Below are 14,612 nucleotides of genomic sequence, written 5' to 3'. Positions count from 1 at the left end.
TCAAAATCATAAAAATATCTATTAATTACAGTTACTATTTTCTAAATCCTTACAGGCATTATTAGCCGTTCATATATCCTTTGAAAATAAGACCATGTACATTAATATGTAGGATTTATTTTGAATAGTGAAATCAGTATGAGCCAATAGTCCAATTAACACTTATATGTTATTTTGAGTTAAATTTGAACACAAAACTAAAAATAGCATTATATTTGCTTCGAATTAAGATTTAGTTAGTTCTATCAGAACTGAGTTAATAACCTTAACATAAGGTCATCTTTTCTTTCTAAAATATCCTAAATACATTTGATTAATTTATATACCAACTTTAATCAGAGTTCTGTTAAAAGGAAAAACAGGCAGGTGTTCAGATAAAGTTACACGCTTTATTTCTCAACGAATAACCAATATGCAAATTCAATCATCTAATGCCCTGGAAAATAATGTATGATATCAATTCAAATCTGAGAAGCAAAGGTTTTTGAACGAAGTATCTTCGGACAAGGTATTACAGGAACGGGCGTTAAATTCAGCAAAGAACAGACATGGACCTTCTTTGAGTTTGATCTGTGCCGAGAAAAGAGTCCATACTTTTACCGGTTATTTTTTTATTAAAATATATATTATCAATAGATAAACCACCTTATTTCACAGATTTTATCTATCTTCGTCCTCGATAACTACAAATATTTATAATTCATGAAGAAAAAAAGTTTAACATTATTGGTAGCAACTACATTAGTTAGTAGCGTACTATTCTCCTCTTGTATTGGTTCTTTCGGTTTAACTAACAAACTTCTAAATTGGAACAAAAATATTGACAGCAAATTTGTCAATGAACTTGTTTTTATTGCATTTTGGATTGTTCCTGTATATGAAATCTCCGCACTTGCAGATGTACTGGTTCTAAATTCTATTGAATTTTGGAGTGGAAACAGCCCTGTAGCCGATGCCGGTACAACAAAAACAATCGATACGGAAAACGGAACATTTACCGTAGAAACAAAGACTGACGGTTACCATATCCAAAAAGAAGGCGAAGAAAAATCACTGGACCTTGTATTCGACAAAGCAGATAAGAGCTGGAGTGTAGAAGCTGACGGTGAAACAACTAAACTTTTAAAATTCGAAGAAGACGATAAAGTTGTTATGTTTTTGCCGGACGGTAAAGAAATGAACGTAGAATTAAGCCAGGCTGGCGTACTTGCATTCAGACAAGTAGCAGAAGGGTATTCTTTCTACGCAGCAAGATAAATCAGGTGACAGTTGACAAGTGACAAGTGACAGTTAAAAGCCAAAGAGTAATAAAAACTGTCAACTGCGACTTGTCAACTGTCTATTTTATTGGCTAATCTAAATTAAACATTGCATATGAAACACACGATAAAAAAAGTAATGCTATCCGGAGTTTTAAGTTGCTCGATGATAGGTATTGCTTTCGCCAACAATCAGGCAGAACAACCTCAAAAGCCCTATTGGCAGGATATACAGGTTGTTGCTGTAAACAAAGAACACCCCCGCTCTTCTTTTATGAGCTATGGAGACCGCACAACGGCTCTCTCTTCAAGATATGAAAAGAGTCCATTCTATTCCCTGCTGAACGGAACCTGGAAATTCTATTTTGTGGACTCTTATAAAAATCTTCCGGACAATATTACCGACCCTTCTGTCAGTACAGCATCCTGGGATGATATTACGGTTCCGGGAAACTGGGAGGTACAAGGACATGGTATAGCCATTTACACCAATCATGGCTACGAATTCAAACCACGTAACCCACAACCACCGTTATTGCCGGAAGCTAATCCGGTAGGTGTTTACCGTCGCGACTTTGAAATTCCGGCAAATTGGGACGGACGCGATGTGTATCTGCATATCGGCGGAGCCAAATCCGGTTTATATGTATATGTAAACGGTAAAGAAGTCGGCTATAGCGAAGATTCTAAAAATCCGGCCGAATTCCTGATTAACAAATATCTTCAACCGGGAAAAAATATACTTACACTGAAAATATACCGTTGGAGCACCGGTTCGTATCTGGAATGCCAGGACTTCTGGCGTATCAGCGGCATCGAACGTGATGTGTATGTATGGTCGCAACCTAAAATCGCAGTAAATGATTATCGCATTGTTTCTACATTGGACGACACATATAAAAACGGTATCTTCCGTTTGGCTGTAGACATCAAGAACCATACGGATAAAGCTAAAAATATAGACGTTACTTACGAATTACTGGATGCCAACGGCAAAACCGTAGCTACGGCTGAAAACCAACTCTGGGTCAGTGCAAATAGCGTGGCTACCACTTCATTCGACAAAAATCTGGAAAATGTGGCAACCTGGAACGCAGAACATCCGAACCTGTACAAAGTCCTGATGACTGTAAAAGAAGATGGAAAAGTAACGGAAGTTATTCCTCAGAACGTAGGTTTCCGCCGCATGGAAATTAAACAAATCGACCAGATTGCCGGAAACGGAAAACCGTATACGGTGATGTTGTTCAACGGTCAACCCATTAAGTTCAAAGGGGTAAATATCCATGAACACAATCCGGAAACCGGCCATTATGTAACAGAAGAACTGATGCGTAAAGATTTTGAATTGATGAAGCTCAACAATCTGAATGCCGTCCGCCTCTGCCACTATCCGCAAGACCGCAAATTCTACGAATTATGTGACGAATATGGCTTGTATGTATATGATGAAGCAAACATCGAATCACATGGTATGTATTACAGTTTGCGTAAGGGAGGTACATTAGGGAACAATCCGGAATGGCTGAAACCGCATATGGACCGTACCATCAATATGTATGAACGAAACAAAAACCACCCGAGTGTCACAATCTGGTCGCTGGGTAACGAAGCCGGCAACGGATACAATTTCTATCAGACGTACCTGTATCTGAAAGACAAAGAAAAAACAATGATGAACCGTCCGGTTAATTATGAACGTGCTCTTTGGGAATGGAACACAGATATGTATGTTCCGCAATATCCGAGTGCCGAATGGCTGGAAGAAATCGGTAAAAACGGAAGCGACCGGCCGGTTGCCCCGTCTGAATATTCCCATGCTATGGGTAATTCCAGCGGTAACCTTTGGGACCAATGGAAAGCCATCTACAAATATCCGAACCTGCAAGGCGGATTTATCTGGGACTGGGTGGACCAGGGTATCCTGCAAAAAGATAAAAACGGACGCGAATTCTGGGCGTATGGCGGCGACTTTGGGGTAAATGCTCCGAGTGACGGTAACTTCCTGTGCAATGGTATTGTTAATCCGGACCGCAACCCGCATCCGGCCATGGCCGAAGTTAAATATGCTCATCAAAATGTAGGCTTTGAGGCAGTAGACCTGGCGAATGGCGTATTCAAAATCACGAACCGTTTCTATTTCACGAACCTGAAAGATTACTCGGTTAATTATACGGTTAAAGCAAACGGCAAAGTGGTAAAAAGCAGTAAAATAGCTCTCGACCTGGCACCACAGGCCACAACGGAAATTACAGTACCGGTTGCCGGATTAAAACCCCAGGCCGGTGTCGAATATTTTGTAGACTTTGCAGTCACTACAAATAAAAAAGATGGCGTTGTCCCTACCGGACACACGATTGCCCATGACCAGTTCTTATTGCCTGTTACAGCAGACAAGAAAGCCTACAAAGCAGGTGGACCGAAATTGGCAGTATCCACAGAAGGCGATAATCTGAAAGTGACTTCTTCAAAAGTCAACTTCGTTTTTGATAAAAAATCAGGAGTCGTTACTTCATATAAAGTTGACGGAACAGAATATTTCAGCGAAGGTTTCGGTATTCAACCGAACTTCTGGCGTGCTCCGACGGACAATGATTATGGAAACGGCGCTCCCAAGCGCGAACAAATCTGGAAACAGAGCAGCAAGGACTTCAATGTAACAGATGCAACAGTTAAGATGGATGGCAACAATGCAATTGTCAATGTAAATTACCTGTTACCGGCTGGAAATCTGTACATCGTCAATTATAAGATTTATCCGAGCGGTGTAGTAAACGTTTCCGCACAGTTCACATCTACGGAGATGACAGCCACTGAAGCCGAAATATCCGAAGCTACCCGTATGGCTACATTCTCCCCGGGTAGAGAAGAAGCCCGTAAAGCTGCATCCAAACTGAATGTGCCACGTATCGGCGTACGTTTCCGTTTACCGGCAACGATGAATACGGTTCAATATTTCGGACGCGGACCGGAAGAAAATTACTGGGACCGCCAGGCCGGTACATTGGTAGACCTTTACAAAACGACTGCCGAAGCCATGTATTACCCCTATGTGCGTCCTCAGGAAAACGGCCATCATGGCGATACCCGCTGGGTAGCCCTGACAGCAGGCAAAGGAAAAGGCCTCTTGATTGAAGCTGATAATCTGATCGGGTTCAACGCTTTGCGTAACTCCATCGAAGATTTCGACGATGAAGAGCAGGTCGGTTTACCTCGCCAATGGAATAACTTCACTCCTGAAGAAATTGCCAACCACGATGAAGAAAAAGCAAAGAACGTATTGCGCCGCCAGACACATGTCAACAATATTACTCCCCGCAATTTCGTAGAAGTATGCGTCGACTTGAAACAAGAAGGGCTTGCCGGGTATGATAGCTGGGGTTCACGCCCGGAACCGGCTTATTCATTACCTGCCAATCGCGAATACAAATGGGGCTTCACCTTGATACCTGTAAGCAGCGAAGGCAGTGTACAGGGAAAAACAGGTTACAATTACAATTAAAAACTTACGGTTTTTAATACAAGCCAAGGCATCCATGGGGATGTGTCAAAAAGCTATTACTGAACGCAGATTACGCAGAACACGCAGATTATTTATTGAAAAAATATGGTCTGCGTAAATCTGCGCTCTGTCTGCGTAGTCTGCGTTCCCTAATATATGCTTTTGACACATCCCTTTTTTTATACAGACCTATCCCCTTCCGGTGGCTCATCTACTGTGGCATAACTTTTCAATGTAACGCTATTCCTGAATAATCTTGTTTATTTTAATGAATAAAAAAGTGTCTATTATTTGGTATATTCTGAAACCTTATTAACTTTGCAGCACAAAGTACTTTTATTCACAAGTATATGAACAAACAAATAGAAGACATAAAAGTGATTCGCGAAATGATGGAAAGATCATCCAAATTTCTATCATTGAGCGGACTATCCGGAATTACAGCCGGGGTTATTGCGAGTATAGGCGCGGCATTTGCTTATTTCCATATTCTACAAGAACCTTTGGCTGCTAATCTCGACACTACCCATGAAGCCATGTTCCACAAAATGACATTACTGGTAGCGGATGCTTCCGTCATCTTACTTCTTTCTATTTGTTCCGGGATTTATTTCTCATGGCGGAAATCGGTCAAGAAAAACCTAAAACCGTCCAAAAGCCTGATAAAAAAGACTGTGTACAATCTCAGCATCCCTTTGGTGACAGGCGGCATCTTCACCCTTATTTTCCTGTTGCGCGGCGACCTGGCAACAGCTATTGCAATGACACTTACTTTTTATGGGCTGGCATTGATTAATGTATCCAAATATACACTCGATGAAGTCCATTATTTAGGCCTGACTGAAATCATATTGGGGATACTTGCAGTCCTGCTCCCAGCCTGGAGCCTCCCACTGTGGACGATCGGATTCGGAGCCTGCCATATTGTTTACGGAACAGCGATGTATATTAAATATGATTTGAAAAAAGAATGAAAAACATAATACTCAAATTAAATAAAGCTTTTGAAAGCCGCATACGATTAGGTATTATGTCTATTCTTTCGGCGAATGAATCGGCTGACTTCAATACGATGAAGCAACTGATGGAGCTGACCGACGGGAACCTGGCGAGCCACCTGAAAGCCCTGGAAACTATCGGATATATCCAGTCCTCCAAACAATTTATCGGCCGAAAGCCCAATACACAATATACACTCACTGAAGAAGGACGGAAAAGCTTCAAAGAACATTTGAACGCATTAGAAGAACTTATCAAATAATTTTTTTTACCTATCTACTTTGAATAACAAAGTACTTTTCATTCACACAAACAGATTAAAATTATGGAAACAACATTAAAAAAAACAGGAAGAATCAATCAGTCCATCACATTGAAAGCTCTGATTATCGGTTTTCTAACTATCATTCTCCTGATTCCGGGATTAATGATACAGAACCTCATCGAGGAAAGGCAAAACCGCAGTTTAGAAACGATTGAAAAAATCAACAATAAATGGAGTAATGCCCAGACCTTTTGTGGCCCTATCATTTCCATTCCGTATAGCACCACACAGGTAAATGCCGACAAGACGACGAACATCCAGGAACATATACTGAACATTACACCGGAGAATTTGAATATCAAGACACAGTTATTCCCGGAAGAAAGATACTATGGCATTTACAAAACAATCCTTTATAAAAGCGAGATAGACATAACGGGTAATTTCGATAAAATCAATTTCCCTAAATTGGAAAACAGTATTATCCACTGGGAACAGGCTTACTTGTCGATTGGCGTTTCGGACCTGAGGGGTATAACAGAAAATATCGACTTCAGGCTGGACAACAAACAGTTGTCGGTCGAAGTCACCGGCAATCAGGATACGCAAATAGGAAAAATGCTGGTCATGCCATTAAACAACACCGTCCAATCCCTGTTTGACCAGCCACAAACATTCAACTGCAAATTAAAACTGAACGGAAGTAGTAACATCAATTTCATACCCATAGGCAAGACGACTAAAGTCCATATTACGGGCAAGTGGAACGCCCCCGGTTTCATCGGTAATTTCTCTCCGGAGCACAACATTTCCGAAAAAGGGTTCGAAGCAAACTGGAGTATCCTCAGCTTCAACCGCAGTATTCCTGAAATGTGGATAGACTATCCGGGAAACTCATTCGAAGACTCTTCGTTCGGCGTAAACCTGATAGACCCGGTAAACCATTATCAGCAGAACATGCGTTCCGCCAAATATGCCATTATGTTTATCGCCCTGACTTTCGTTGTCTTCTTCTTTGTCGAAACGCTGACAAAAAGACGAATCCATCCTATCCAGTATTTGCTGGTCGGCTTTGCATTAATCCTGTTCTACAGCTTGCTCCTGTCCATTTCCGAACAGATAAATTTTGGTATCGCTTACCTGATTGCGAGTATTGCCACCATCGGACTAATATCTGCTTATACTTATAGCATTTTCAAAAACAAAATACAGACCGGAGCACTCACCGGCATGTTATGTTTATTGTATATTTTCCTGTATGTTATCCTGCAACTCGAAGATGTCGCATTGCTGATTGGAAGCATCGGCCTGTTCATTATACTGGGAACCATTATGTTCTTCTCACGGAAAATCAACTGGTATAAAGAAGAAGAGACGGAAAATAACAAGCAGGTTACCTCGTTGCTGTAACGTTATTTCAGGATAAGACCGTTTCATAAAAAAGATAACTTTGCAATGAAGTTATCTTTTTTGTTTTTCAAGAAACTTTATGCGAATAGAACTATCATAACTGTCATAAATCCGGCAACAGCCTATACTACAAGAAAATACAATATGACAGTTACCAAATTCAAGTATCATGGTATCTATCATACTATCATAACATCTTCATTCCAAAATGCTATATACCTTTGTTTTTCTTATCAGATAAGCTACTTTAAATGAAATAGATAGTATGTTTTACTACTTGACACCCGGATGTCGAACCTGTCGGGACCCGGGCCTGACCACCTCTGCCACCCGGATTACAATACATGCAAAATGCCCGTTAAACCGACCTAAATATCCTTACTTTTCGAACAGAAACAGCAATATAGACAATATTTCTATGCTATATTAGCAAAAACGCCACTAAAACCCCAAAACGCACATAAAAAAAAAGCAGGCCATTCCTGACCCGCTTTTTTTATCTTTCCGCATGTATTCTATTTAATAAAATTACTTCGCATAGCTTACTGCACGTGTTTCACGGATTACCGTAATCTTGACCTGTCCCGGATAAGTCATTTCATCCTGAATCTTCTTGGCGATTTCATTTGACAGGTTTTCCGTATCCTTATCGTCAATCTTATCGGCACCTACAATGACACGCAACTCACGGCCTGCCTGTATTGCATATGTCTTAACCACGCCCGGATAAGACAGAGCCAATTGCTCGAGGTCGTTCAAACGTTTGATGTAAGCTTCCACAATTTCACGACGAGCACCGGGACGGGCTCCGGAAATAGCATCACAAACCTGTACAATCGGCGCTAATAAAGTCTGCATTTCAACTTCATCATGGTGGGCACCTACTGCATTGCAGATATCCGGTTTCTCTTTGTATTTCTCACAAAGTTTCATACCCAGTATTGCGTGTGGCAATTCCGGTTCGTCATCAGGCACTTTACCAATATCATGTAACAGACCTGCACGTTTCGCCTTCTTCGGGTTCAAGCCGAGTTCAGAAGCCATTACCGCACATAAATTAGCTGTTTCACGTGCATGTTGCAACAAATTCTGACCATAAGAAGAACGGTACTTCATTTTACCGATCATACGGATTAACTCAGGATGCAAACCATGAACACCTAAATCGATCACTGTACGTTTGCCTGTTTCAATCACTTCTTCTTCAACCTGCTTTTTGACTTTCGTAACGACTTCCTCGATACGTGCCGGGTGGATACGTCCGTCCTGTACCAACTGATGCAAAGCCAAACGGGCAATCTCGCGGCGAACCGGGTCAAAACCGGAAAGAACGATTGCTTCGGGAGTATCATCCACTACAATCTCGATTCCGGTTGCTGCTTCAAGAGCACGGATATTGCGGCCTTCGCGACCGATAATACGGCCTTTTATCTCATCAGACTCGATATGGAATACTGTAATCGAGTTTTCAATAGCAGTTTCAGTAGCAACACGCTGGATAGACTGGATAACGATTTTCTTTGCTTCCTTATTGGCTGCCATCTTCGCTTCTTCCATAATTTCGTTGATATAAGAAGTAGCTTCGGATTTAGCTTCATCCTTCAAAGATTCAATTAAGCGGTCTTTAGCTTCTTCTGCAGACAACCCGGAAAGGGCTTCCAAATGTTCAACTTCTTTCTGGTGAAGTTTATCCAAATCCTGTTTTTTCTTGTCAACCAGCTCCAATTGGACAGCCAGGTTTTCTTTTACCGTATCAACTTCGCAATTTTTACGTTGCAAGTCTTCCTGACGCTGGTTTAATGTCAATTCACGTTGTTTCAACTTATTCTCCACAGACTGGATTTTAGAATTGCGGGAAGCGACCTGCTTTTCCAAGTCGGCTTTCAGGTGAAGAAACTTTTCTTTTACTTCAAGTAATTTCTTCTGCTTCATCACTTCCGCTTCCTTTTCAGCCTCCCTCAACACACTATCGTACCTTGATTTCAGAAGGAACCGCATTGTCAACCAAGCGAGTAAACCTCCGAGAAAGAAGGTTACGATTGATATGATTATATTCATTCCCATTTTACATATAATTTAAATTCATAATTTAATATACAAAAAAAGCACTCACCTTACAAGATATTCCTTGTCCGGTAGTGCGGAAAATTTTTATTCTAATACTGTATATTTACTTATCCTTCAGATAATTTTCTATATCATCCGTAAGTTCTTGTATCTTCTCTGTAAAGGGATTTGTATCATTTTTTTTCTCCAATTGCAAATTGCTCATCGACAATTGAAAAGCAACCATGGCTAACAAATCTTTTACATCCACTTCAGACTGTGAAAAACTCAACCGATACTGGTTAATCTTCGTCCGGATTTGTTTGGCGGCATCCCGCGCTAACTGTTCATCCTCCCGGTTAATCCACAACCCATAGCTTTTATCTGCTATTTCTACATGTATAAGAAACTTATCGTCCATCGCCTCTATTCATTTAATAGTGCAATGCACCTGTCTACTTCCCGCACTAACTTTGACAACCGCATCTTTGCACTTTTCATTTCTCCTTCATTTACAGAAACAACACGTGCAGTCAACATGTTATCATACTTGATGCTCAACCCTTCAATCTCTTTTGTTGTCTGTTGGAGTTCATTCTCTTTTTGTATTAAAGCATCCTGAAGCTCACGAATTTGTTCTTTCTGCCGATTACACAGCGCCATCAAATCGCGAACTCTAACTTCAAAAACAGATAACAATCTTTTATGATCTTCGGTCATTTCACACCAAATTCTAGACAAAAGTAAACTTTTGAATTGAAATAAGCAATATTAGCCTTGTTTTTTTGCAGAAAAGGTCCAGGCATACAAAAGGCCGTCCAAATAATCAATCCGAACAGCCTCCCCAATAAGATTTGCTACGTTGTTTACACTAACGCAACATAAAGTTCTCCGTCAATTTCTTCAAAGACTAATTTGCCTTCTTTAGCTAACCAACCAAATGCAGCATACATATCTTTTTCTGCTTTGATTTTAGTTGCCTTTTTAACTGCCTTTACACTCATTTTACCGCCTTCACTTAAAGCGTTCCATACGAGGCCGGCGTTTGTTCCAATCACTTCGATCATGTTTCTTTTTTCTTTTGTTTATTCGTTAACCGGGGCAAAAATAAAGATTAATCGATTAAAACAAAAGGAAATAGATGTTTTTTAGCATAAATCGCGACCGTTTTTACACTTAAAAACCACATTTAACACAATTACAGCAATAAAACCGTTCGTTTTCCCCCTGAAATAAGTTCTGCCTGTATATTTATCGCTGAAACATATCTTCTTAACAAATCCACACCATACCGTCCGGCAGCTTCAAGACCGTCCTCTCCTGAGTAACCATTTATAATCATTAACAAGCGGGAGGTATCCAAGCTGATTTTTGTCCGTTCTTCATCACTGGTCGGAGTTCCTATCCCTCCCAGGACATCACGGTATACCGGAAGCCCCGCAATATTCAAATCGCCTCGTCCTATACCCTGGTAATTTTCACCTTCACGCCCAACACCCAATATTAATTCATTACCCACAATCTTGGATGCATCAAAACCTCCGATAGAGTAACCGCTCCGTATCGATAACAGATTAATCAAATCCACCAGTGTATCCACCTTATACAAAGGCAACCCACGAAGTATCCTCCTACGTAAAGCCTCGGCCGAAGGTCTATACCTGTTCGGATCTTTTCCTAAACGCTTATATGCCTGACGAGTTGCAAAAACAGGCTGCCACTTATTTATTTCCTCCAGTTTCATAGAAGCACGGACCGTTATTTCCTCATCTGTTATTTCTTTCCACAATTGTTCGTCCGATACTGTATTCTTTACATCACAAGCAATTACCAGGACATGTAAATCCGGACAAACTTCCTGTACTTCATCTGAAATAGAAACATGAATTTCCATAAACTACAAATATTATTTTTTAATAATACCAGACATAATGCGTCCGCTCTTAATTCCTAAACGACGAGCAGAAAAAAAATCCTTATGTTCAGCATACGTACAAATGCCTGCAATTTCTATATTTTCCGGCAAAAGTCCCGCCTGCAATAATTGACCCCGGTTCACTTCCCACAAATCGATATGGGCTTTTCCTGTCCGTTCATTTCGTACCATACTATCACTAAGAGAAACTCCCGCTTCAACAAAGGCTCTGACCACCTCCTCTCCAACCTCAAAAGCTTCCCGGCTAATGGACGGACCAATACCTGCCTTTATATGTATGGGATCGACAGCATATTTATTTGCAATAAACCGGATTGTTTTCAACACTATCTGCTTTACGGTTCCACGCCACCCGGCATGAACAGCAGCAACCACCTTTTTATCCGGAGCATAGAGCAAGACCGGCACACAATCAGCTGTAGAAACTGCAATGCAAATACCAGCCACATCAGTCACTACGGCATCAATTCCATTGAGGCATCTCCTTTGCTCTTCCAACGAAAAATCCAGAAAAGGTTCTTCTATTGCAAAGATCCCAGCCTCATGTATCTGATAAGGGGCATAGATGCTCTCCGGCGGAATGCCAATTGCCGCCGACAACAACTCACGGTTCAACCTGACAGCCTCTGTATCGTCCCCGCTAAACTCCCCCGGGTTAAAAGATGCATAGTTGCCCTTACTCACTCCGCCATGGCGGGTCGTTATAAAATGAGAAATGTTGCAATCACCGTTTAATCCGGGAAATTGCAACATCTTTACTTTATCATTTGGAAATTCCTTCATCGTCATCATCCCAATCATATTCTTCATAATCACCGTCATCATCCGGATCATCCTCCTCCAGAGGAATCACAAAATCGTCATCATCCAACTGTAGCGAACTAACATCTATGTTCTTATGAATAATGCGTTCCACTTCATGGAAATTTTCAGTATTCAATTCCTTCCACAAAAGGTCTTTCAACTCCACAATGCCCAGTCCGGTTATAGATGAAATGAAAACAAACGGAATACCTTCCGGCAAATCCTCCGATAATGCCTGTATCAACTCTTCATCCAACATGTCACTCTTCGTAATGGCGAGAACACGGCGTTTTTCCAACAATTCCGGATTATATTGGACAAGTTCATTATGAAGTATTTCATATTCCTTTTTAATATCATCCGCATCTGCAGGAATCATGAATAAAAGTAACGAGTTCCGTTCGATATGGCGTAAAAAACGTAAGCCCAGCCCCTTTCCTTCACTGGCACCTTCTATAATCCCGGGGATATCCGCCATTACAAATGAACGGTTATCACGATAACTGACAATTCCAAGATTCGGTTCCAATGTTGTAAACGGATAATTGGCAATTTTAGGTTTAGCTGCCGATACAACAGATAATAAAGTAGACTTCCCGGCATTCGGAAAACCAACCAGACCTACATCTGCCAACAATTTAAGTTGCAATATAACCAGTCGTTCCTGCGAAGGTTCTCCCGGCTGTGCATAACGGGGTGCCTGATTAGTCGCTGTCTTAAAATTCCAGTTACCTAATCCACCTCTTCCGCCTTTCAACAACATTACCTCCTGGCCGTCTTCCGTTACATCACAGATAAACTCTCCTGTTTCCGCATCATAAACAGCGGTGCCACAAGGAACTTCAATTACCCTATCTTCACCGTCTTTTCCGGAACTGCGCTTGGCACTGCCACTTTCACCACTTGTTGCCATGATATGGCGTTCGTATTTCAAGTGCAAAAGTGTCCAGTAATTCCGGTTTCCACGAAGATAGACATGGCCTCCTCTCCCTCCATCGCCTCCGTCGGGACCTCCTTTCGGAATATATTTCTCACGGCGAAAGTGAGAAGACCCTCTGCCTCCTTTTCCTGAACGGCAATAGATCTTTACATAATCTACAAAGTTTGATTCAGCCATAAAATAAACTATTTAAAAAGTAAATATACGAATGTGCCAATAAGCCGTTATCGGCATACCGGCACATTATTTCATTTATAAGTTATTAATTGCATCTTTAATACGACCGAAGATTTCTTCGACTGTACCCATACCCTTGATGGCTACGTGTTTGCCTTCACCCACATAATAATCTGCCAAAGGAGCAGTCTGTGTATGATAAACATCCAGACGGGACTTAATCGTTTCCAGATTATCATCAGAGCGGCCGGAAATCTTACCGCGTTCCAGCAAACGTTTAATCAGTTCTTCTTCTTCAACATGCAGGTTCAACATGACAGAAACATCTGTTCCCCGTTTATTCAGCATTTCTTTCAATGCTTTTGCCTGAGGAATTGTGCGTGGAAATCCGTCAAAAATAACACCCTTTGATGCTTTCTTGCTATCCAACACTTTTGCCAACATGTCTACAATCAATTCATCCGGAACCAATTGTCCTTTGTCAATATAACCTTTTGCAATCTTTCCCAGTTCAGTTTCACCTTTCATTTCTGCACGCAAAACATCACCTGTTGAAATATGATCCAAGCCATACTCCTTGATAATCAACTCACTCTGTGTCCCTTTTCCTGAACCCGGAGCACCAAAAATAACTACGTTTAACATAAAAGCTTCGTTTTAAAAGGCAATCCACATCAAAAAACTGCCTGTATTATACATTAATTATTCACTATTATCTTATTCCGATTTAACTTTTAAGCTTCTACGATCTTATATATATCCCTGAAAGAACGTCCCAAACCATCGAAATCAAGCCCATATCCTACAATAAAATCTGCGGGAATCTGTATACCCACATAATCCGGCTTCAAATCGCATTTTAATGATTCGGGTTTAAATAATAAGGTTGCCAGTTTCACATCTGCAGCACCTTCTTCTCGCAATTTTTCCTTTACAAAGGTCATTGTAAGACCGGTATCAATAATATCTTCCAATAAAATTATGGTACGCCCTTTTACATCTGACTCCAATGGCATAATCTCGCGGACAGTACCAGTAGTATTCGTCCCCTTATAGGATGAATAACGGGCAAACGCTACTTCATATGGGACATCGAGCTGACGCATCAATTCTGCCGTAAACATAAAAGCGCCATTCAAAACACAGACAAACAGCGGATCTACCCCCTCTATATCTACCCGGATACGTTCCGCCACCTTTCCAATAGCACGCTTTATCTCTTCTTCTGGAATAAAGAGTTCAAATTCTTTATCTTTTAATTGGATTTTATCCAT

14 protein-coding genes are annotated in these 14,612 nt (G+C 40.9%); 5 read left to right on the top strand and 9 right to left on the bottom strand.

The genetic code is table 11. The annotated features are described in order from the left end of the window. The first annotated feature begins 702 nt into the window (after positions 1-702). The 5 genes from ACGE0T_RS03730 (at position 703) to creD (ending at position 7,435) form a co-directional block, all read left to right on the top strand. A complete protein-coding gene (locus ACGE0T_RS03730; protein ID WP_459189197.1) occupies positions 703-1,257 on the top strand; it encodes a DUF3332 domain-containing protein in 555 nt (184 codons plus the stop codon). Between the two features lie 117 nt (positions 1,258-1,374). Then, on the top strand, positions 1,375-4,761 hold the full coding sequence (locus tag ACGE0T_RS03725; RefSeq protein WP_459189196.1) for a glycoside hydrolase family 2 TIM barrel-domain containing protein: 3,387 nt from the start codon (positions 1,375-1,377) through the stop codon (positions 4,759-4,761). 350 nt (positions 4,762-5,111) lie between these two features. Further along, positions 5,112-5,735 (top strand): hypothetical protein, encoded by a 624-nt coding sequence (locus ACGE0T_RS03720; RefSeq protein ID WP_459189195.1) that lies wholly within the window; start codon positions 5,112-5,114, stop codon positions 5,733-5,735. Beyond that, positions 5,732-6,022, top strand: a complete 291-nt coding sequence (locus ACGE0T_RS03715) for a winged helix-turn-helix domain-containing protein (RefSeq protein WP_459189194.1) — start codon at positions 5,732-5,734, stop codon at positions 6,020-6,022. The genes ACGE0T_RS03720 and ACGE0T_RS03715 overlap by 4 nt, the downstream gene beginning before the upstream one ends. Positions 6,023-6,085: 63 nt before the next feature. Then, on the top strand, positions 6,086-7,435 hold the full coding sequence (gene creD, locus ACGE0T_RS03710; protein WP_459189193.1) for a cell envelope integrity protein CreD: 1,350 nt from the start codon (positions 6,086-6,088) through the stop codon (positions 7,433-7,435). Positions 7,436-7,963: 528 nt separating this feature from the next. Here creD and rny read toward each other — a convergent pair. From rny to hpt, 9 genes are all read right to left on the bottom strand, one after another. Then, the gene (rny, locus tag ACGE0T_RS03705) at positions 7,964-9,499 is read right to left on the bottom strand and encodes a ribonuclease Y (RefSeq protein WP_459189192.1); all 1,536 of its coding nucleotides are present in this window, start codon (positions 9,497-9,499) and stop codon (positions 7,964-7,966) included. A 106-nt stretch (positions 9,500-9,605) separates the two neighbouring features. Continuing rightward, positions 9,606-9,902 (bottom strand): cell division protein ZapA, encoded by a 297-nt coding sequence (locus ACGE0T_RS03700; RefSeq protein ID WP_459189191.1) that lies wholly within the window; start codon positions 9,900-9,902, stop codon positions 9,606-9,608. Positions 9,903-9,907: 5 nt separating this feature from the next. Further along, positions 9,908-10,201, bottom strand: a complete 294-nt coding sequence (locus tag ACGE0T_RS03695; protein ID WP_459189190.1) for a hypothetical protein — start codon at positions 10,199-10,201, stop codon at positions 9,908-9,910. A 146-nt stretch (positions 10,202-10,347) separates the two neighbouring features. After that, positions 10,348-10,548, bottom strand: coding sequence for a winged helix-turn-helix domain-containing protein (locus ACGE0T_RS03690; RefSeq protein WP_459189189.1), 201 nt, complete (start codon positions 10,546-10,548; stop codon positions 10,348-10,350). A gap of 131 nt (positions 10,549-10,679) precedes the next feature. Further along, the gene (locus ACGE0T_RS03685) at positions 10,680-11,375 is read right to left on the bottom strand and encodes a B3/B4 domain-containing protein (RefSeq protein WP_459189188.1); all 696 of its coding nucleotides are present in this window, start codon (positions 11,373-11,375) and stop codon (positions 10,680-10,682) included. 12 nt (positions 11,376-11,387) lie between these two features. Further along, complete coding sequence (gene pgeF / locus ACGE0T_RS03680; RefSeq protein WP_459189187.1) at positions 11,388-12,227, bottom strand: peptidoglycan editing factor PgeF; 840 nt, start codon at positions 12,225-12,227, stop codon at positions 11,388-11,390. Continuing rightward, on the bottom strand, positions 12,181-13,338 hold the full coding sequence (gene obgE / locus ACGE0T_RS03675) for a GTPase ObgE (RefSeq protein ID WP_459189186.1): 1,158 nt from the start codon (positions 13,336-13,338) through the stop codon (positions 12,181-12,183). The genes pgeF and obgE overlap by 47 nt, the downstream gene beginning before the upstream one ends. A 75-nt stretch (positions 13,339-13,413) precedes the next feature. Then, on the bottom strand, positions 13,414-13,983 hold the full coding sequence (locus tag ACGE0T_RS03670; protein ID WP_459189185.1) for an adenylate kinase: 570 nt from the start codon (positions 13,981-13,983) through the stop codon (positions 13,414-13,416). An 89-nt stretch (positions 13,984-14,072) separates the two neighbouring features. Then, positions 14,073-14,612, bottom strand: a complete 540-nt coding sequence (gene hpt, locus ACGE0T_RS03665) for a hypoxanthine phosphoribosyltransferase (protein WP_459189184.1) — start codon at positions 14,610-14,612, stop codon at positions 14,073-14,075.

It is taken from the genome of Parabacteroides sp. APC149_11_2_Y6 (assembly GCF_054506995.1).
The sequence above is the reverse complement of the archived record's forward strand: the minus strand, read 5'-3'. Positions and strand labels throughout refer to the sequence as shown.